Genomic DNA, 20,234 nt, shown 5'->3' on the forward strand with positions numbered 1-20,234 from the left:
AAATTCATCGGATGTATTTATTCGGATTAAACATCGTTCGTTTCGCTTCCGAAGCCAAAGGTATATTCCCATATTCTTCGAATTGAGGATTTACCTGCGGAGTTTGTTTCTTTACTGAATTCTGCTGTTTCATTTTATTATATAGGTCATTTTTCTTATTAGATTGGGACTTTAGTCCTTGACGAAGCTTTACCAGTTCTTGTTCCAGTTCGATTTCCCTCTGATTCCTTTCCTTCTGCTTACCAGTATATTTTTCATTTAATAATGTCATTTGTCTTTCAAGATCTGATTCTCTTTGTTTGAATTCTTCTATTTGATCCTTCAATGCATGGAGTTCTTCCTCATAATGTCCCTCGATTTTTTTTAACTGATCATGCAATTGACTTATCTTCTGCAAGTAATTCTGAGTGGTTTCCTCTCTCGAATTGCTCTGATTCAAAGATTCCTTGACTTCATTGAATTTGGAAGCATATGAGACTAATTGTTCTTCGATCAAATCAAGTTTCTTAAGAATTTCAGGATGATTATTTTCTTCTTCTTTCCCCCATAAATATTTCCACATTTTTGAATACCACCTTTCATTTATTCCCACCGTGTATTGTTTTCGCTGCTTTCTTATCCACTCCAAATATGTCGGGAATGCGTTGGAGTAGACCTCGACCTCAATGGACTTATTGCTCTCGGATACAAAGTACTCATTCGCTTCAACCAGCAAAGATATAGCTTCATTTTTAACATTTTCAAGTAATGATTTTTTTTGACTATGAGTGCTTTCATAGATCACCCTTATTTCAGGGATGGCTGTAGGAAGGATGTAATCAGAAACTTCCCATAAATCCTCTTCATGTATGTCTTCAACAGGGGCCTCTGGTTTTGTAATGACTGAGTTGATTTCTTCCGATAAATGATCACGAAAGGATTCTTCTTTTAGCTCATTCTGCAAATGAATATAGAGCTGTTGCTTTCTTTCGATATCCTGAAGTAAATATTCAATCTGTTCCGTCAACACCTGGATTGTGTGATGATTCTCAGCAATTTCTGATTGATATACTTTATGCTTTCCTCTTTCCCTGGACAAATCCTCTGAAACACTTTTAATTCTCCTTGAATAATGATTATATAGAGCCTCGAGTTCTTCAGATATCATATGAATATCATTTAATACTTCCGGTCCATCTTTCCAGGATTCGGGCTTGCTCTCCTTCTCGTTCATCTTATTCACCTCCATTTGGTTTTTTTTATTATCTTATGTATGGTTTGTTTACATGTTAAAAAAAAGGAGAGAGCTTACTCTCTCCCTGAATTAATTAGTCATCCAATCCGCCAAGTAAGTCTGCAAATGTGTCACACTCACCGAACTCTACCAATGCTTCTACATATCCACTATCAAAGATTACAACATTAGCTGTATTTCTTAAGATTAAGCGGAAGCCTTCAGAGATAGGACCTAATAATCCTGTAACGATCTGCAATTCATAGAACAGTTGTTCTGGCGCTCCATCAAAGTAGCGAATACCTTCTCCTACAGCTGTTAATCCATTCTCGCTGCAAGTAACGCTGTCGATGGATGATGGATCAAAAGTGAAGCTGAAGTCAGGTTGGAATCCAGTTCCAGTCGGAGCCGGTGTAGGACCTACTTCTGTATCTGTGAAGGAGTAAGACCATGTACTATCTGCAAGTGAGCATTCCTGACAAATCTCTGCTCTAAGTGTCGATAGCCCTGTTACCTCTTCTGCACCGAATGTTGCAAGTGTATCTTCGTTTCTAGCAAGAGCAGTCGCCTGGCATTCACAGTTGTCAACCGGGAATAGCCCTGGACATTGACGAGGGAATTCAAGCAGGCTCAAGTCACATTTCAGTCTATCTTCTGGTACTGGAATATTGTTAGGTCGTGGGAAACAGAATTTTGCCAAAACTTCAAGTTTAACTGGATACTCAACTTGAACATCTTTACAAAGTACGACCTTTAATGGAATCATTGGTCCAAATGGATCTGGTCCCATTAATACTCCACTGGACGTTGCAATAACCTGAGTCGCTCTGATATTCAAGTTGTCATTTGTAATTCCGACCGGCACACAAAGCATGATTTCGTCTGTGAACTGAGTGCGCACAGTGAAAGAGCACTCTGCTACTCCATCAATCAGAATTGTCACATCTACAGGTACTGTCCAGACAATAAGGACTTTTCCAGGATTACCATTTTCAATGATTGAACCTGAAACGCTGACGTCAGCAGGATTTACCGGCGCAGTTTGCACCTCAACTCTTCGACCTGCCGCTAAGGCTGCACTGACTGCTGCGCGACAAGCTTCATCTGGAATAAAGTTCTTGTTCTCATACTTGTTCGCAAAGAACACCCAGTCATATACTTTGTCTACGCGGATACATTCTGGTGCTAAGTCATTTTGATCCAAGGGAATACCCGTCGGTGTTGGTGTAGGAGTCTGGGAACCCCTAATTTGTTTACGCTTCTTCAAACAAATCTTCCTTTCTTTTAATGAATATTTATATCACAATATATCCTATGGACGAGAAGGAATTTGGTATAGAGTAAACACCTATTTATTGAAAAAAAAAAAAATAATAGGCATTTTAATAGTTTTTTTGATTCTATTTAAAAAAAGGCTGATTCTATAGACGTTTGACAGTACATCAGCATCTAAACCTTCATATCATATATCATAAGGAAAGGAGGAATGAAAAAACGAAACTGAATAAACATGCAACATGATGAACATGACGATTAAACTTTTATATATAGTGTGATTCAACTTTTATAGTTACGCTGCTTCCTTTAAATGAATATTACGAACGTGAACAATCGACTATCATTGCAATGATATTAATTATATATAAAAGCCATGTAAACGCTGGGAAGTTTACATGGCTTCTTTCATGGACAAATACCGTTCATCACCATTCTTACATATACATATTAGAAAAATGGCCGAAAGGAGCTTACGTACGTGAGACAACTTTCAAACATCCAGCTACAGCAGCAAATCATCCATTATAAATCTGAAATGGAAAAGTACAAAAATAAATGTGAAAGATTAGAAAACGGAAACCGTGCCCAATATTATGCCGCCATCAAAAAAGAAAACGATCTTTTACAAAGCCGGATACAAACCTATCTTCAGGAGCTTGAAATCCAGGCTACTGAAAAAAACACGGAAACCTCAAGATACCAAGCCCTTTTGGCTGCACAGGAAAGGGAAGTGAAAAAGCTACGGTACCTCCTTAACCAGGTCAAGGACCAACTACGGACCTTCACGATTCATCGTGCATCAGATACTAAGGAACAAATGGAACACTCCGTTGAATCACGGAACACACTTGAACACGAAATACTTGCCTTACAAGTTGAGAATAGTTACTTGTTAAAAGAAAAGGATCGACTATTAAAAGCTAACCAAGAAGTACAAAAACAATTATATAAAAAAGAAATACAGTTATGGGAGCTTGAGGCACTACTTGAAGATGTGAGAATAGAGTTGGCGTCACGTGAGCATCAATTGCTTTTGGAGAAGTGTTTTAATGAAGACCATATTCATCGTCTCCTGTCTGACAATGAAATGTTAGAAAATCACCTATTCAGACATGAGGTCGAGTTATATGAGTCACATCATCTTTTAGAGGAAACCAGGATCCTATTTGAATGGGTCAACAAGCAACAAAAAGAAGATCTGGAACGTGCAGGTCAAGTTCAGAAGGATCATGAGTTATCCATTCAACAGTTACAGGAAAAATTAAAAAGAATGCAGGAGGATAAAACCGTAGTCTCACGTTCACTTCAGTCCGTCAGAATGAACATCAAAGACTTGAAGGATAAAGTATTCATTAACGGTGAAGAAGATTCCTTCGCCACGAAAGACACTCTGAAAAAGTATGAAAATACCATCCATCATCTTCAATTCACCAACTCCCTCTTGAATGAAGAAATCAATAAATTAAAAAACAAACCGGGCCCCTAAAAAAGGAGTCCGGTTTCTTCCATTACATAAATTCTTTTACTAATTCATCAAATTTACTTTCATCTAATCGTAAATCATGAGTACTGAGAGGCTCTTCGGAATAACCTGACACAAGATCCTGATAAGATGGCTGTTCTTTATTTTGATAAATCAATCCTGTCACAAGGCCATCCTTCTCCATGAGTGTATTCATGGCCTGCTCCCGGTTCGACGGGTCATAACCTTCCACATCAGCGAGCTTTGTAAGATTCTCTTTGAACCAATCGTACGTATTGATTTTATTATATGTGACACAAGGGCTGAACACATTGATCAGGGAGAACCCTTTATGGTTAAGTCCCGCTTCGATCAATGCCGTCAGTTCTTTCAAGTCAGAAGAGAAGCTTTGAGCGACAAAGGTTGCTCCTGCCGAAAGGGCCATTTCCATCGGGGCAAGGGCCTGTTCGATCGATCCCTGAGGCGTAGACTTGGTTTTGAACCCTGCGGACGAACGTGGAGATGTTTGTCCTTTTGTTAATCCATAAATTTGATTGTCCATTACAATGTAAGTGACATCCACATTCCGGCGAATGGCATGGATCGTATGTCCAAGACCGATGGCGAATCCATCCCCATCCCCGCCTGAAGCGATGACGGTCAAGTCTTTATTGGCCATCTTCAATCCCTGGGCAATTGGAAGTGACCGCCCATGGATTCCGTGAAAGCCATAAGAATTGATGTATCCGGATATACGTCCTGAACATCCGATTCCTGAAACGACCGCTAACTGTTCCGGATCCAGACCCACATTGGCAGAAGCCCGTTGGATGGCAGCCTGTACCGAGAAGTCCCCACATCCAGGACACCAGTTTGGTTTCACATTATTCCTGAAATCTTTGAAGGTAGCCATGGATCAGTTCAACTCCTTACATCTTGAATGAATTTCATTTGGTAAGTATGGTGTTCCATCATACTTTGTCATTTTAACGATTTTATTCCCGTATCCTACATTCATTTTGATAATGTTGGCTAATTGTCCGGTAGCGTTATTTTCAATCACGACCACTTTCTTAGCTGTTTGCATAAGTGGCTCCAATTCATCGGACGGAAAAGGATGGATCAAACGGATATGAGCATGATTCACTTTCAATCCATCGGCTTCCAAACGAGCCATCGATTCTTCAATTACCCCGCGTGTAGAGTTGAAGCCTACTAATAACAAATCAGCCTCTTCATGAGGGGCGTGTGTGTTTATCGGATTCTGGAAATTGATTTTCTCAAGTTTGCGCATACGTTTATCCATCTGTGCCTGTCTATTCACAGGAGATTCGGATGGCTTTCCGGTTTCATCGTGCTCAACGCCTGTAACATGATGGATCCCATTTTTCATCCCGGGGATGACGCGGGGTGATACTCCGTCTTCAGTCACTTCAAAGCGCTTATAATATTTCTTTGGTTCTAATTCTTCTAATTCAGATTCATTAGCTGCAAGCTTCCCTCTGCGAATTTCCACTTTACTGTAATCAAGTGGTTCCACCGTTTGTTTACCTAAAGAAAGTTGCAGATCCGAAAGAATGATGACCGGGCATTGGTACTCTTCCGCCAGATTAAAAGCTTCCACTGTATCATAAAACGCTTCCTGAACTGTACTTGGGGCCAGGACGATTTTAGGAATTTCACCGTGAGTACCGTAAATCATCGCCATTAAATCGGATTGTTCCTGTTTCGTAGGCAACCCTGTAGATGGTCCCCCACGCTGCGTATCAACCACGACAAGCGGCTGTTCTGTCATTCCGGATAGCCCGATCGCTTCCATCATAAGTGAGAGCCCTGGTCCTGCTGAAGCCGTGAAGGAACGGATCCCTCCGTAGTTCGCCCCGATTGCCATAGTGGCAGCTGCGATCTCATCCTCCGTTTGGATGACGGTCCCACCGACCATCGGCAGCTTCTTGATGAGATACTCCATGATTTCAGATGCCGGCGTAATCGGATAAGCCGCCATCAATCGAACGCCTCCTGCGAGTGCACCCAGTGCTATGGCGTCGTTTCCGATCATAAACATACGTTTATTCCCGTCTGCTTCTTTCAGTTGCAGGGAACCGACCTTGTCACCGAGTTCTGATTCCATGGCCGCGAATCCCTGCTTAATCGCTTCCATATTTTTCTCAACGACCGTTTCACCTTTACGTCCAAAGATTTCCTCCACTACTTCCTTGAAAACAATTGGATCCAGATTGAGAACGGCACAGGTAGCCCCAACTGCCACCATGTTCTTCATAAGGGAAGTCCCGAGCTCAGTCGCTAATTCAGTGAAGGGAACAATGTAAAGGGAAGCATCAGTATCTTCAGGTTTCACAGGTTTGAACTTTGCATCGGCTATAATTACGCCATCGCTATGTAATTCCTTGTAATTCACATCAATCGTTTCCTGGTCAAAAGCTACCAAAATATCTAAATCGTCCGCAATCGCACGTACTTGTGTGGTGCTTACACGAATCTTATTGTTTGTATGTCCCCCTTTAATACGGGAGGAGAAATGGCGGTAACCATATAAGAAATACCCAAGGCGATTGAGGGCCATGGAAAAGATTTCACCTGTACTCTCAATACCTTCACCTTGCTGTCCGCCAACTTTCCATGAAAGCTGTTCCTTCATTCATTACACCCCTTCAATCATTATTTGCAACATCTATTGTTGAAGCATATTCTCTTCATTAGGATCAATCATCTATTACCGATGCAGCATTTTCATATCATTTACTCTATCAGTTTATCACTTTTCTCTTTAAATCACTACTGTATTGAAGAGATTATCATTCTAAACACGTTCATATCAGCAGAACTAAACCACTAAAGGTTTTCCCTCAGTGGTTTTAATGTAATCAATCAGGCAGTCTCTTAAAGAAGTTCTGGAATAAGAATTTCCTCACTTGTTTTTCACTGTAGTATCGTTGGAGGGTGTTGATTAAGTTTTCATACTGAATGTATGAGGATAGACCTTGGACGGTTTCGGTTATACCGTCGAAATCGGAGCCAAATCCAATATGATCCTCACCTCCGATACTGCATACATGTTCGATATGGCGGACTACGTCGGAAATCTCCGCTGTCCCTTTCTTGTTTAAAAATGGTGGGACAAAGGTGATGCCCATTACGCTGTCCTTCTTGATGAGTGCCTCAATTTGATCATTTTTTAAGTTTCGTGGGTTGGGACAGATTGAGTATGCATTTGAGTGGGATGCTACCGGATATTCAGCTAACTCCATCACATCCCAGAATGCTTTTTCACATAGATGGGATACATCTGTCCAAAGTCTCTTCTCATTTAAGAAAGAGACGATGTCTTCCCCAAAGTTGGTCAACCCGCCCCCTCTCGGTTCAAGGGCGCCATCTGCTGCTGCATTGGCCCAATTCCACGTCAAACCGACCGACCGGACTCCCAGTCTGTAAAGGATTTCGAGCTTCGTAAGATCTTCCTCCACTGCTTCTACACCTTCCAGTGTCAGCATTGCCCCTATTTCACCTTCTGAAAGACGTTCTATATCCTTTCTAGATGTGACAAATTTCAGCCTGGGGTTTGGCTTGAGAATCTGATTATGAAACAGATTCACCATTTCAAGTGCTACTTGAAATCGTTGACCCGGCTTCAGGTAGGATGGGATATAGATTGCGAATAACTGTAATTTACTGCTGCTTTGAATGAGTTGAGGATATGTAATATGTAAGGAACCCTTCGATTGAAAGGCCCCACTCCCCGGCTCTAAATATAGCTTCATCAACACATCACAGTGTGCATCAAATATCATTTTTCTTCTTCCTTTCCGTTTCTCTTGATAATATGTATATTTGTTCATAGTATAAAGGCTGTCCACTAAAGGGTCCCCTTTAATGAACAGCCTATGGTTTATTATCTTGGTTCCACAATTAACTTTATCGCCGTACGTTCTTCTCCATCGATCAGAATATCCGTAAATGCCGGGATACATATTAAATCTAAACCACTGGGAGCCACAAAGCCTCTTGCAATGGCGACAGCCTTGACGGCTTGATTTAAAGCTCCTGCACCGATTGCTTGTATTTCAGCTCCTCCTCTCTCACGAAGAACACCGGCGAGTGCACCAGCTACAGAATTAGGATTAGATTTTGCTGAAACTTTTAATATTTCCATTCCTTTTCCTCCTTGTCATTTCCCCCATACCGTATGTCCGTGGTAAAGAACAAACTTGGTATAAATCATTCCACTGATACTATATTCAGGAAATGGACAAATCATTCCGGTCACACCGAAAAAGGAAGGAAAACATTTAATATTCTGCCATAAATGGATGGTCTTCGTTAATCAATATGCGCTCGATTTTTTTCGCTTTCCCTGACTTTTGATCAATGTCGATTAAACACGCACTCAGGATTTTACGTCCGGCCTTCGGTACTTCAAAACGAACAGGTAAACTCGTCTGGAATCTCCTTAGAACGGAATCCTTACTCATTCCCAGTACCTCATCGTATGGTCCCGTCATACCAACGTCACACATAAAGGCAGTCCCATTTGGAAGAATCCGGTTGTCCGCCGTTTGAACATGAGTGTGCGTTCCAATCACTGCAGACACTCGGCCATCCAGAAACCAGCCTACAGCCTGTTTCTCACTTGTTGCCTCTGCATGAAAATCAACGAATATGACGGAGGTCCTCTTTTTGGCCTCATCAACAAGCTCATCAAGAGCTTTAAATGGATCATCGAGTGGAGGCATAAACGTCCTTCCTTGAGCGTTGATAACCGCAACCTCTTTACCGTACACTTCCGCAAACACTAAGCCGCTCCCCGGCGTTCCTTCAGGGAAATTAGCAGGCCTCACCATTTGTTTGGATGAATCGATAAAATTAAAGATATCCTTATTGTCCCATGTGTGATTTCCCAGGGTGACCATATTGGCACCATCTTGTAAGAATTGTTTATATATTTTCTCAGTAATCCCTCTACCTGATGCAGCATTCTCCCCATTTACGATTGTAAAATCCGGTGAATGCTTTTTCTTTAACTTAGGCAGGTATTCTGTAATCATTTCACGGCCCATTGAACCGACTACGTCTCCAACAAATAATATTTTCATGAAAGTTCCCTTCTCTATATGTATTAAGTCTTGTCGTTATTGTAACACAAATCACTTGTCGCCTATTCATCCTGGTAGAATCCATCTTCCATTCTGTGACGGATCATAGAAAGAGATAAAAAAAGCTGACTCGAAGGGGATATCCCTCCTCGAGTCAACCTCTTATTTTGCGTATTCGACGGCCCTTGTTTCACGGATGACCGTTACTTTAATATGGCCCGGATAATCAAGCTCATCTTCAATACGTTTACGGATATCCCTTGCCAATCGGTGAGATTCCAGATCGTCAATGGCTTCCGGTCTTACCATGATGCGTACTTCACGTCCTGCCTGGATCGCGAAGGATTTCTCAACGCCTTCATATGACTCTGAGATTTCTTCCAGTTTCTCCAGTCGACGGATGTAGTTCTCAAGCGTTTCACTTCTTGCTCCTGGTCTTGCAGCAGATAAAGCATCAGCTGCAGCAACCAGTACGGCAATGATGGACGTTGGCTCTGTATCTCCATGGTGAGAAGCAATACTGTTGATGACAACAGGATGTTCTTTATACTTCGTTGCAAGCTCTACACCAATTTGCACGTGGCTTCCTTCCACTTCGTGATCGATCGCCTTACCGATATCATGAAGCAATCCGGCGCGTTTGGCGAGTCTTTCATCCTCACCAAGCTCAGCTGCTAGTAGTCCGGACAGATAGGCCACTTCCATTGAGTGTTTTAAAACGTTTTGACCGTAACTTGTACGATACTTCAAACGCCCGAGGATCTTGATCAAATCCGGATGAAGGCCATGAACGCCTACTTCGAAAGTTGTCTGTTCACCAATTTCCCGGATATACTCATCCACTTCACGGCGGGATTTATCCACCATTTCTTCAATTCGTGCAGGGTGGATACGTCCATCCTGAACTAATTTCTCTAATGCAATTCGAGCCGTTTCTCTACGAATCGGATCAAAACCAGAAAGAATAACCGCTTCAGGAGTATCATCAATAATTAAATCAATACCCGTAAGTGTTTCCAGCGTACGAATGTTACGTCCTTCTCGCCCAATAATTCGACCTTTCATCTCATCATTCGGTAGATTCACAACACTGACCGTTGTTTCTGCCACATGTTCAGCAGCACAACGTTGAATAGCCAGTGAAAGGACTTCTTTCGCCTTCTTATCTGCATCTTCCTTCGCACGGGTTTCATGCTCTCTGACCATGATGGCGATATCATGGGAGAGTTCATTTTCTACGCGGTCAAGGATGATTCCTTTCGCTTCATCTCGAGTCAGGCTAGAGATACGTTCTAGCTCTGTTTGCTGTGATCGTACCATCTCGTCCACTTTGCTTTCCATCTCTTCAATATGTTGTTGTCTCTCGTTAAGAGTCCCCTCTTTTCTCTCGAGTAAGCCTTCACGCTTATCAAGCGTTTCATCTTTCCGATCGAGGTTTTCCTCTTTTTGCATCAAACGATTTTCTTGTTTTTGCAATTCATTTCTTCGTTCACGAAGGTCATTTTCCATTTCAGTGCGAAGTTTATGATTTTCGTCCTTTGCTTCCAAAAGTGCTTCTTTCTTCAGAGCATCTGCCTCGCGCTTCGCATCTTCTAAAATCTGCTCCGCTGAACCTTTAGCACCAGCAATCTTTGCTTCAGCAATGGACTTACGAATTAGGTATCCAACAACTACACCGACGATTAGGCCAAGCAAAATGAAGATGATTGTAATAGGTTGCATTATTTCACCTCCTCTTGCTATGAACTGTCATGTCTTTTACATGTCGGCTTGTACATTGCTCACTTGAACAAAATATACAGCGCTAGGCTTCCAAATATTCATTCGAAAAATTTGTAAAATATACATGTTAATTTTAAATCTCTGAAAATTTATTGTCAAGTGGTTGAGCCCTCTATCACTAGATTTCTCAAGGGTTTTTTTGCAATCGACAAAAATTGACACTGTCGCATTGGGCTTGTGGATGCTTTTTAACCAAAACCAACTTTTTCATTTTATTTGAGAAGTTCTGGGTCAATCAGTGATTCCCGGTATGTATTACCTGACTTATATCGATTACCCACCATTTCCTGAGAAAAGGGAATGTTACTATTTTCCACCAAAACGGGTTATCCCATACATAATAAAGAGAAGCAAACCAAATCACGTCTGCTTCTCCTTCATCACTTAGTCTTCCAGAAGACTCAATTCACCTTGATCGTCCGTTTCGGCACGACCTGTATCCAATCCGTAATGTTCACGGATCTTCAGCATGATTTCATTTCGGATCTCAGGATTTTCTTTCAGGAAGATCTTTGCGTTCTCACGTCCTTGACCCAGGCGCTCTTCGTTGTAGGAGTACCAGGCACCGCTCTTTTGAACGATGTCCAATTCAGACCCAAGATCGACGATTTCACCTTCTTTGGAGATTCCTTCCCCGTACATGATATCGACTTCCGCTACACGGAAAGGTGGAGCCACTTTATTTTTCACTACTTTGATCTTCGTTTTATTCCCTACCATTTCATTCCCTTGCTTAAGGGTTTCCGCACGACGGACTTCCAGACGTACGGAAGAATAGAACTTCAGTGCGCGTCCACCGGGGGTCGTTTCAGGATTACCGAACATGACACCGACCTTCTCACGGATCTGGTTAATGAAGATCGCAATGGTCTTCGACTTATTGATGGCACCGGAAAGCTTACGAAGGGCCTGTGACATTAATCGGGCTTGAAGACCTACGTGAGCGTCTCCCATCTCTCCTTCGATTTCTGCCTTCGGTACAAGGGCTGCCACAGAGTCGATAACGATGGCATCCACCGCTCCACTACGTACAAGTGCTTCAGCGATTTCCAGTGCCTGTTCACCTGTATCCGGTTGTGAAAGCAATAATTCATCTATGTTTACACCAAGCTTTTGAGCATACTCGGGATCAAGTGCGTGCTCTGCATCGATGAATGCCGCCTGCCCGCCCTGAGCCTGTACCTCTGCAATCGCATGAAGTGCCACAGTTGTTTTACCAGATGACTCGGGACCATACACCTCAATGATCCTTCCACGTGGATATCCGCCTATTCCAAGAGCAGCATCCAGTGCGAGTGAACCACTTGGACATGTTACTACGTTTCTGTCCGTTTTCTCCCCAAGTTTCATGATTGAGCCTTTACCAAACTGCTTTTCTATTTGTTTTAACGCCATATCTAAGGCTGCTTTACGATCGCTCACAAATCTTCCTCCTTTGAATATAAACCTTGTAATTGACAACTTATAAGTTTGTCTCAAATCCAACCTATCTATACTATAAACGTTTTTATAATAGAAAACAAGAAAAAAATCGAACATTCATTCGGTTTTTTTCTTTGGGTGTGCCAGAGTGAAAAAATGATAAAAAGCTGCCTTCAAAAAGAAGACAGCCTCTTCAAACTAACTCAATTCCTTGATCAAATAGTGCCAACCATACTTCGCCGTTCTCATCCGGTTCCCATTTCGGCCACCGCCGAGGTTCAATAGAAATGTCCTGGTCGCTCCATCCTTCATTGATAATCCAATCCAGACGGTCCCGGCAGGATGACCCTGATGAGCATCCGGGCCTGCTACACCTGTAAAGCTTATCCCGATGTCGGTGGAAAACAGCTCTCTGACGTTTTCAGCCAGTTCCCGTGCACATTGCTCACTTACTGCTGTATGCTGTTTCAGTGTACGATCATTAACGGATAAAATCCTTTTCTTGATCTCATCTTGATAACAGATCACACCACCACTCAAAACGTCCGATGCTCCGGGTATAGACGTCAGTTGAGCCTGAAACAGTCCTCCAGTCAAACTTTCTGCACACGATAGGGTAAGGCCCTTCTTTTTTAATAAATGGAACCCCACTTCAACAAGGGAATCCTGATTATAACCGTAGAAGTATTCCCCCACCCGGTTCAAGATCTCTTTTTCAACTGTATCCAATAATGACACGGCAACATCCCTTGACTCGTGCTTAGCCGTAAGCCTCAAGGTCACTTCCCCGTCACTTGCGAGAGGGGCGATAGTCGGATTGGTTTGCCTGTCGATCAGATCTTCCAAATCCGTTTCAAGCTCTGCTTCCCCGATGCCAAAGAAACGAAGTACCCGTGAATGGATGACTTCTTTCTTCTTCATCAAGTTCAGGATCGCCTGTTTGCCGTGCTTATCAAACATCGGCCTCATTTCAGACGGCGGACCAGGGAGAAGCATATAGGCAGTGCCGTCCTTTTTCAATAACATCCCCGGAGCCATGCCATGTTCGTTCTTCAATACATGTGCACCCGATAATATGAGGGCTTGTTTTTCATTATTCGGAGTCATATCACGATTGACCTTTTGAAAATAGCTTTTTATCGATTCCAGTGCGTCATGATCCATGCTTAAAGTCGTTCCTAAAGCATTTGCAATCGTTTCTTTCGTCAGATCATCCTTTGTGGGTCCAAGGCCTCCAGTAAAGATCAACAAGTCCGCCCGCTTATTCGCTGCCTCAATGACCTGCTGTAAACGGGCAGGGTTATCCCCCACACTTGTGTGATAATACACGTTCACTCCCATTTCAGCTAACTGTTCGGAAATGAATTGAGCATTGGAATTGACGATTTGTCCGAGCAGTAACTCTGAACCAACCGCTATTATTTCTGCATTCATCAAAATTCCCCCTAAAATATGGTGAAAAGAAGGGGATGATTCTATTTGAATCAATCCCCTGGTGTACACTGTTATTTTGAATTCACAAATGCTTTTTTATTATGTTTGAAATAGTCCCATCCTGACCAGATGGTAAAGAACATAGCCACCCACAGAGCAATCGTCGCAAATGGAAGATCGATCAGTTCGAAAATGGCGTTATGAAGAAGAAGGGCTGAGATGGCGATGATCTGTGCCCATGTCTTAATCTTCCCGAGTTGACCTGCAGCAACCACTTCACCTTCCCCCGCTAATACGAGACGAAGTCCTGTTACGGCAAACTCGCGACTGATGATGATGATGACGATCCACGATGGCGCAAGACCCAGCTCAACGAGTACGATTAACGCAGCCGATACAAGCAGTTTATCTGCCAACGGGTCTAAGAATTTCCCCAGGTTTGTCACAAGGTCAAGTTTCCTGGCATAATATCCGTCAATCCAATCCGTCGTTGCCGCTATGATAAAAATCAAGGCTCCAACAAAATGCTTCACCGGCATTTCCGCCCCAAGAAACATCATCTCACCCCAATTTAACGGTGCAAGCATGATGATTAAAAATAATGGAATTAAAAATATCCTTGATACTGTAATCTTATTAGGTAAGTTCACCTTTCTACCTCCAATGCTTTAAAAACACGTATACCTTTAGTATGTAAGAAAAAGGAGTTATTAAAACTCCTCCCACTTCAATTATTGTTCTTGTGGTGCGTAATTGATGATGATATCCTGCCTGACGACATCCGTTGCAGAAATTTTATATTCAAGCCGTTTGCCGTTCACACTTATATCCGTATTTGAAGCATCCCCAATAATAAGGTATGCCTGTTTATCATCGGAAAGGTCAAAGTCCTTTTTAATTCCCTGTTTTAACAGTCCTTCAAACAAAACCTGGTCGTCGGTGTTAAAGACTTTCACCCATGTGTCTCCCTTAGCTGACAATTGCAGTTTGAATTCTTTTGCATTTTTTAATTCGTACGTCGTTTTATAATCTGAGGAGTCCACTGCTTCTAAAGACTGTTCAGACTGGGAATTATCTTCACCGTCATTTTGATCTTCTGAAGGCTTGGGTTCTTCCGCCTGTTCTTTATCCTTTGTTTCATCTGCAGCCTTCTCGCCCTCAGCACTCTTATTCTCATCAACATCTACTTGTGTCTGGTTTTCTTCCGTATTGGACTCAGGGGCCTTGTCCCCTACTTTCCCTTGCCAAAATACCCACACCGCAACAAGTGCACCGATGACAAAGAGTGCAATAAGGAGCTTCGGTAGAAAGTCAAATACCTTCGTCGAGCTCTCTGAAACACTCTTCCGGGACTGCACCCTTGAAAGGGAAACCGGTATTTCATCTTCATAGGTCGTCGGGATTTCTTCCTTGTGTTCCTCAAAGATCACCTCAGGAGGAAGTCCGACCGCTTCACAATATTGCTTAATAAATGCACGCACGTAGAATTTACCCGGCATCGCATCATAGTTGCCTTCTTCGATTCCAATCAAATAGCGTTTTTGAATTTTTGTTATCCTTTGTAAATCATCAAGGCTGTAATTCTTAGCCTCTCGAGCTTCCTTTAAACGATTTCCTAATTCCGTCACTACTTAACACCTTCCAACATTAAAAATCAAAACCTCCAAAATCGGAATTTTGAAATAGATTATTTTGTTCCACTAATTCGTATGTAATTTCTTCATCAGGATCGTTTCTAAGTTCAATGATATAATCAAAATCTTCAAGTGAATATTCAGAGTTTTGAACGAAAACATCAGGATGTTCGATTACTTTCACAGCAGGTAATCTCATGATTTCCCTCACCAGCTGCCAATGCTTTTCACTTGCACGGCGTGTAGAAACGATGCCGTCTATAATAAATAAATTCTCAGCGGAATACTCGTCTTCAATGAGCTTGCTCCGTATCGTTTGTTTTAATAAAGTAGAAGAGACAAAAAGCCACTTCTTATTCGCACATACACTTGATGCCACGATGGATTCGGTCTTCCCTACCCGGGGCATCCCTCTGATCCCAACAAGCTTGTGTCCTTCCTGCTTAAATAACTCAGCCAAAAAATCAACTAATAAACCAAGCTCATCACGAACAAATCGAAACGTTTTCTTGTCGTCGGCATCACGCTGGATATAACGACCGTGACGCACAGCAAGACGGTCCCTTAATTTAGGTTCCCTGAGCTTTGTCACATTGATTGTATCCATCGTTTGAAGGATGGATTCAAGCCTCATGATCTGTTCATCATTATTGGCAAGGAGAAGCATTCCCCTTCTTCCTTCATCCACACCATTTATCGTCACTATATTGATAGAAAGCATCCCTAATAACGAGGAAATATCACCTAAGAGGCCGGGACGATTTTTTTGTATTTCGTACTCTAAATACCATTCTTTGCGTTCCATCGCTTACCTCCCCAGAAAAATGTGACATCCCACTTCGATAAAAATCGACATATTTCGAAAAGTTATTTAAACATCTAGGTATTATAATAAATGATTTCCTGCTAATAGAAAAGCAAAACCTCCATAAATATGTACAATTTTTCATTAATACGTAAAATGATAACTTGAAGGCCAATATTATATAGGTGCAGGTCATTTTCCATAAGAAAAAGGAGAGGGAAATCCCTCTCCTTAACGACTACCGTTATTATTAACAAGCTTGACCATCATATTGGCGATGGCATGTTGCTCTTCTGGAGACGCGACTGACCATAAATCCGCTAATACTTTTTCCTGATCGTTCTTAGCTTCGACTTGATTGGCTAAGTAATCACCGATTTGGTAAGCCAAGTCATTTACCGTTTCGTGCTCCATGCCACCGTGTTCTGCCTGGTTTAGGCGATCCCCTAAAAAGTTTTTCCAATCAGACCAGTTATCTAATACAGACATTTGTCATGACCTCCTTTATTGAAATACAACCTTAGTTTGTATCCCCGAGGAAAAATTATGCGCTGTAATCATTTGATTGAAAAATTTTTCATGTGTGCCATCCCCCGTTGACGGACAAGGTCTGGCCGGTAATATAAGAGGCCCTGGATGATAGAAGAAACTGAATGGAGTCAGCAATTTCACCCGGTTGACCAAACCGGCCCATAGGGATCTCCTCACGGATCGTATCTTTATCTTCATCTGTGAATGAGCCCATCATGGACGTATCAACGGCACCGGGAGCAATGGCGTTCACCCTAACACCGCTTAATGCAAGCTCTTTACTCAAGGATTTCACAAATGCTATTTGAGCACCTTTGACGGTAGAATATACAACCTCACATGCAGCTCCTATCTGTCCCCAGATCGAACTCACCATGACGATCGCCCCTTTCTGCTCAATCAGCTTCGGCAGGAGTTTTTGGACAAGGAGCAACGGACTTTTGACATGAAGGTTGATCATCTGATTCAGATCGTCCTCAGAATGGTCCTGGAAGAGTCCCCAGGTAGAATTTCCGCTGCAGTAAATGATCGCATCGAGCCTGAATATGGAATGGACGAGATCTCCCACTTCCTCCGGGTTGGCTAGATTACCCTGAATGGGGATTGCCTCCACCCCAAGCGCTTCCACTTTCCGAACCAATTCCATTATTGCCCCTTCATTGGAATGATAATGCAAGTATAAATTCCATCCATCCTCTGCCAACGTAAGAGCAGTACTACTCCCGATTCCACCTGATGCCCCTGTAATTAATGCATACTTCATTGGTTTCACTCCAAACGTCATTCACATAAATAGAGGAACTATCCTATTAAAGGATAGCTCCCCTTCCATCATGATTTAGGTACGACCTGACATACAGTAAATCGTTCTTCACTAATAATGGACTCCGCAACTGCCTGTATATCATCATATTTCAATGATTCAAGGGTAGGCACGACTTCAAATAAATCCATTTCATTAAATGCATAGCGGGTAAATTGATTCGCAATATACTCAGGGGAATTAATGGCACGCAGAAATGCCCCAATCTTCTTCTTCTTCGTTCTCTCAAGACCTTCCTCTGTAAAAAGAGATTCCCGTTTCGCTTTTAGAAGGAGAGATTGTACTTTCTCAGAGAGCTCATCCGGCTTTTCCGTATCTCCACCGACCGTAAGGAAACCAAAGCCATTTTCCTGTGTATAGTCATAATGGAATGTCTCATCGATCAATCCATCATTATATAGTTCGGAATAGTACTTTGAGCTCTTTCCGAACAGCATATCAAGGAAAACATTCATGGAAAGCTCTTGTCTAAGCATTTCCCGCCCCTGCTGGGTTGGTTCCGGAGCTTTCAGACCGACGAGGCACTTAGGACTTTGGACGTTCATCTTAAGGACCTGTTTTTTCTCCGCTACCGTCTCTGGTTCATCCTCGAATTTACGCTTAATCTCAGGCATTTTTTCATACTCTTTCTCTTCCTGATTCGAACGGACCTGGTTCATGATCTGTTCGGGATCAACGGAGCCGACCACGAATAAGAGCATATTGCTTGGGTGGTAGAATGTATTATAACACTGATAGAGCATATCCTTTGTGATCGGGGTGATGGATTCGATCGTTCCTGCAATATCGATCTTCACAGGATGATTTTTGTACATATTCTGGATGACCCCGAAGTATAATCGCCAATCGGGATTATCGTCATACATGGTGATTTCCTGACCGATGATGCCTTTTTCCTTTTCCACCGTCTTCTCTGTGAAATACGGATCTTGAACGAAATCGATGAGTGTTTCTAAATTCCGTTCTACGTTTGTCGTACTCGAGAACAGATAAGCTGTCCTTGTAAAGGAAGTAAACGCATTGGCGGATGCTCCCTGCTTACTGAACTGCTGGAAGACATCTCCATCTTCTTTTTCAAACAGTTTATGCTCTAAGAAATGGGCTATTCCATCGGGCACTTTCACGAAATCATCTTCATCCAAAGGGACAAAATGATTATCTATGCTTCCATATTTCGTTGTGAATGTTGCATACGTTTTATTAAAACCTTTTTTCGGGAGGATGTATACGTCCAACCCATTAGACATTTTTTCATAATACAAATTTTCTTGTAATTGATCGAAGGAAATTTTCTTCATCTTTATCCCTCCATTCCTGTTAGAAAGTAAATCGTATCAAGTTCAACTTTATTTGCGGCTTTTACGATATCTTCTTTTGTTGTCTTTTCAATCTCATCCAACCAATGTTTGAGGTCGATTTCTTCATGAGCTACGGCATTATGGTAAAGAACTTCGACCAAACCTCTTGAGGTATCGATGGTTTCAAGAAGCTGGTTTCGGATGACCGCTTTTGTCTGGTCGATTTCACCATCCGTGAAGTCTCCATCCTTCATTGCCTGGAGCTGCTCGTTGATGATTCCTACCGCTTGATCATATTTCTCAAATTCGATTCCGGACATTACCATCAATAAACCTTTATGACTTTCGAGACGGCTTGCTGCATAATATGCGAGGCTGGCTTTCTCCCTCACATTAATGAACAATTTGGAATGGGAGAAACCACCGAATATTCCATTGAATACTTGAAGAGCGAAATAATCATCGTCGCCATATTGAGTATGTGTACGGTAGCCCATGTTCAGCTTCCCTTGTTTCACATCCTGCTTTTCTTTTACGACGTTTTCATTTTCCTTTTGCTTCACAAAGGAAGCATCCACTTGTTGAGGAGTACGTTCATTCAATTGGAGTAATCGATCACAGAGGCTTTCAACCTCTTTAACATCAACATCACCGATCACATAAAGATCAAACTGATCTTCAGCCATCACTTTTTGATAATATTCATATAAACTCTTCGCAGTGGTGGACTCCACTTCGTCACTTACACCATTCACATGGAGGGCGAAACGTTCACCTTTACACATCTCTTCCACCAGTCGTGAATTAGCATAGCGCATTTTATCGTCATATACTGCTTGAATTCTAACCTTTTGATTCCGCTTTTCTTTTTCGACTGTTTTCGTGTCAAACTCATTATTTTCAACATGAGGGTTCTGAAGGACATCTGCAAGGAATTCGATTCCTTTTTGAAGCAGGGGCTCAGAATCCTTCAAAAACTTTTCGTTAGCGATTTCAACAGACATACTGACCACATGGTACTCACCTTTTTTACCTAAATCCACAAAGAAGTTCGCTCCATATAACTCATCCAGATGGGAGCGTAACTCCGTAGTGCTCTGATAGGTCTTCGTGCTACTCTGCATCACATGGGGCAGCAATCCCCGTAAAGTGACTGTTTCGGGGTCGAGGGGGGCTTTCATCTTTAATACAAGGCTATTGGTTTTATACTTATCCGTCTGCACGATATGTAGCGTGTATCCAGGTTTCTTCTTCACTATCTCGTTTATGGCTGTCATCGTACCGTCCTCCTTAGTTCCATACTTCCTTCGATTTAGATACAAAATTAATAAACACCCTTATTGTGCGGTATTTATGTATAACTATACATGTAGAGAGAGATTGATTTCAAGCATCTTCCTCTGTTGGTAAAATACACTTTTGAATAAACCATTATATGCAT

The 20,234-nt window shown here is 42.1% G+C and carries 18 protein-coding genes; 1 reads left to right on the forward strand and 17 read right to left on the reverse strand.

The features are described 5' to 3' along the window. Positions 1-4 precede the first annotated feature (4 nt). Positions 5-1,213 carry a GumC domain-containing protein gene (locus ATG71_RS17070; protein WP_098440713.1) on the reverse strand — a complete coding sequence of 403 codons (1,209 nt, stop codon included), beginning with the start codon at positions 1,211-1,213 and terminating at the stop codon, positions 5-7. Positions 1,214-1,307: 94 nt separating this feature from the next. Beyond that, a complete protein-coding gene (locus ATG71_RS17075; RefSeq protein WP_098440714.1) occupies positions 1,308-2,480 on the reverse strand; it encodes a BMQ_0737 family morphogenetic spore coat protein in 1,173 nt (390 codons plus the stop codon). 489 nt (positions 2,481-2,969) lie between these two features. Between ATG71_RS17075 and ATG71_RS17080 the strand changes: the two genes are divergently transcribed. Next, the gene (locus ATG71_RS17080) at positions 2,970-3,977 is read left to right on the forward strand and encodes a coiled-coil domain-containing protein (RefSeq protein ID WP_098440715.1); all 1,008 of its coding nucleotides are present in this window, start codon (positions 2,970-2,972) and stop codon (positions 3,975-3,977) included. A 22-nt stretch (positions 3,978-3,999) separates the two neighbouring features. Here ATG71_RS17080 and ATG71_RS17085 read toward each other — a convergent pair whose 3' ends face one another. The 15 genes from ATG71_RS17085 to yfmF all read right to left on the reverse strand — a co-directional run bounded on the left by ATG71_RS17085 (position 4,000) and on the right by yfmF (position 20,070). After that, complete coding sequence (locus tag ATG71_RS17085; protein WP_098440716.1) at positions 4,000-4,866, reverse strand: 2-oxoacid:ferredoxin oxidoreductase subunit beta; 867 nt, start codon at positions 4,864-4,866, stop codon at positions 4,000-4,002. A gap of 3 nt (positions 4,867-4,869) precedes the next feature. After that, the gene (locus ATG71_RS17090; RefSeq protein ID WP_098440717.1) at positions 4,870-6,612 is read right to left on the reverse strand and encodes a 2-oxoacid:acceptor oxidoreductase subunit alpha; all 1,743 of its coding nucleotides are present in this window, start codon (positions 6,610-6,612) and stop codon (positions 4,870-4,872) included. Between the two features lie 226 nt (positions 6,613-6,838). Continuing rightward, the gene (locus tag ATG71_RS17095; RefSeq protein WP_098441883.1) at positions 6,839-7,762 is read right to left on the reverse strand and encodes a dipeptidase; all 924 of its coding nucleotides are present in this window, start codon (positions 7,760-7,762) and stop codon (positions 6,839-6,841) included. A 101-nt stretch (positions 7,763-7,863) separates the two neighbouring features. Beyond that, positions 7,864-8,124, reverse strand: a complete 261-nt coding sequence (spoVS, locus tag ATG71_RS17100; RefSeq protein WP_034760060.1) for a stage V sporulation protein SpoVS — start codon at positions 8,122-8,124, stop codon at positions 7,864-7,866. A 136-nt stretch (positions 8,125-8,260) separates the two neighbouring features. Then, positions 8,261-9,064, reverse strand: coding sequence for a TIGR00282 family metallophosphoesterase (locus ATG71_RS17105; RefSeq protein WP_061809970.1), 804 nt, complete (start codon positions 9,062-9,064; stop codon positions 8,261-8,263). A gap of 162 nt (positions 9,065-9,226) precedes the next feature. After that, on the reverse strand, positions 9,227-10,786 hold the full coding sequence (gene rny / locus ATG71_RS17110; RefSeq protein ID WP_098440718.1) for a ribonuclease Y: 1,560 nt from the start codon (positions 10,784-10,786) through the stop codon (positions 9,227-9,229). Positions 10,787-11,230: 444 nt separating this feature from the next. Beyond that, positions 11,231-12,268: a recombinase RecA gene (gene recA, locus ATG71_RS17115; protein WP_060669610.1), complete on the reverse strand. Its 1,038-nt coding sequence runs from the start codon at positions 12,266-12,268 to the stop codon at positions 11,231-11,233. Positions 12,269-12,466: 198 nt separating this feature from the next. Next, positions 12,467-13,702: a competence/damage-inducible protein A gene (locus tag ATG71_RS17120; RefSeq protein ID WP_098440719.1), complete on the reverse strand. Its 1,236-nt coding sequence runs from the start codon at positions 13,700-13,702 to the stop codon at positions 12,467-12,469. Positions 13,703-13,773: 71 nt separating this feature from the next. Then, positions 13,774-14,352, reverse strand: a complete 579-nt coding sequence (gene pgsA, locus ATG71_RS17125) for a CDP-diacylglycerol--glycerol-3-phosphate 3-phosphatidyltransferase (protein WP_098440720.1) — start codon at positions 14,350-14,352, stop codon at positions 13,774-13,776. Between the two features lie 81 nt (positions 14,353-14,433). Continuing rightward, positions 14,434-15,330, reverse strand: coding sequence for a helix-turn-helix domain-containing protein (locus ATG71_RS17130; RefSeq protein WP_098440721.1), 897 nt, complete (start codon positions 15,328-15,330; stop codon positions 14,434-14,436). A gap of 19 nt (positions 15,331-15,349) precedes the next feature. After that, positions 15,350-16,141, reverse strand: coding sequence for a DUF3388 domain-containing protein (locus ATG71_RS17135; RefSeq protein WP_034760078.1), 792 nt, complete (start codon positions 16,139-16,141; stop codon positions 15,350-15,352). A gap of 231 nt (positions 16,142-16,372) precedes the next feature. Then, the gene (locus tag ATG71_RS17140; protein WP_098440722.1) at positions 16,373-16,630 is read right to left on the reverse strand and encodes a DUF3243 domain-containing protein; all 258 of its coding nucleotides are present in this window, start codon (positions 16,628-16,630) and stop codon (positions 16,373-16,375) included. 88 nt (positions 16,631-16,718) lie between these two features. Next, on the reverse strand, positions 16,719-17,435 hold the full coding sequence (gene ymfI, locus ATG71_RS17145) for an elongation factor P 5-aminopentanone reductase (RefSeq protein WP_098440723.1): 717 nt from the start codon (positions 17,433-17,435) through the stop codon (positions 16,719-16,721). A gap of 68 nt (positions 17,436-17,503) precedes the next feature. Next, on the reverse strand, positions 17,504-18,793 hold the full coding sequence (gene yfmH, locus ATG71_RS17150) for an EF-P 5-aminopentanol modification-associated protein YfmH (RefSeq protein ID WP_098440724.1): 1,290 nt from the start codon (positions 18,791-18,793) through the stop codon (positions 17,504-17,506). 2 nt (positions 18,794-18,795) lie between these two features. Continuing rightward, positions 18,796-20,070 carry an EF-P 5-aminopentanol modification-associated protein YfmF gene (gene yfmF / locus ATG71_RS17155; protein WP_098440725.1) on the reverse strand — a complete coding sequence of 425 codons (1,275 nt, stop codon included), beginning with the start codon at positions 20,068-20,070 and terminating at the stop codon, positions 18,796-18,798. Positions 20,071-20,234: the final 164 nt, after the last annotated feature.

Origin of the sequence: Bacillus sp. es.034 (assembly GCF_002563655.1) — a bacterium.
In the GTDB taxonomy this organism is placed as follows: Bacteria; Bacillota; Bacilli; order Bacillales; family Bacillaceae_B; genus Rossellomorea.

Excerpts from the sequence above, each read along its gene's own strand:
- ATG71_RS17070 (WP_098440713.1), bottom strand. The coding sequence starts at position 1,213 with ATGAACGAGAAGGAGAGCAAGCCCGAATCCTGGAAAGATGGACCGGAA.
- ATG71_RS17085 (WP_098440716.1), bottom strand. The coding sequence starts at position 4,866 with ATGGCTACCTTCAAAGATTTCAGGAATAATGTGAAACCAAACTGGTGT.
- ATG71_RS17090 (WP_098440717.1), bottom strand. The coding sequence starts at position 6,612 with ATGAAGGAACAGCTTTCATGGAAAGTTGGCGGACAGCAAGGTGAAGGT.
- ATG71_RS17095 (WP_098441883.1), bottom strand. The coding sequence starts at position 7,762 with ATGATATTTGATGCACACTGTGATGTGTTGATGAAGCTATATTTAGAG.
- spoVS (WP_034760060.1), bottom strand. The coding sequence starts at position 8,124 with ATGGAAATATTAAAAGTTTCAGCAAAATCTAATCCTAATTCTGTAGCT.
- ATG71_RS17105 (WP_061809970.1), bottom strand. The coding sequence starts at position 9,064 with ATGAAAATATTATTTGTTGGAGACGTAGTCGGTTCAATGGGCCGTGAA.
- rny (WP_098440718.1), bottom strand. The coding sequence starts at position 10,786 with ATGCAACCTATTACAATCATCTTCATTTTGCTTGGCCTAATCGTCGGT.
- ATG71_RS17120 (WP_098440719.1), bottom strand. The coding sequence starts at position 13,702 with ATGAATGCAGAAATAATAGCGGTTGGTTCAGAGTTACTGCTCGGACAA.
- ATG71_RS17135 (WP_034760078.1), bottom strand. The coding sequence starts at position 16,141 with ATGGAACGCAAAGAATGGTATTTAGAGTACGAAATACAAAAAAATCGT.
- ATG71_RS17140 (WP_098440722.1), bottom strand. The coding sequence starts at position 16,630 with ATGTCTGTATTAGATAACTGGTCTGATTGGAAAAACTTTTTAGGGGAT.
- ymfI (WP_098440723.1), bottom strand. The coding sequence starts at position 17,435 with ATGAAGTATGCATTAATTACAGGGGCATCAGGTGGAATCGGGAGTAGT.
- yfmH (WP_098440724.1), bottom strand. The coding sequence starts at position 18,793 with ATGAAGAAAATTTCCTTCGATCAATTACAAGAAAATTTGTATTATGAA.
- yfmF (WP_098440725.1), bottom strand. The coding sequence starts at position 20,070 with ATGACAGCCATAAACGAGATAGTGAAGAAGAAACCTGGATACACGCTA.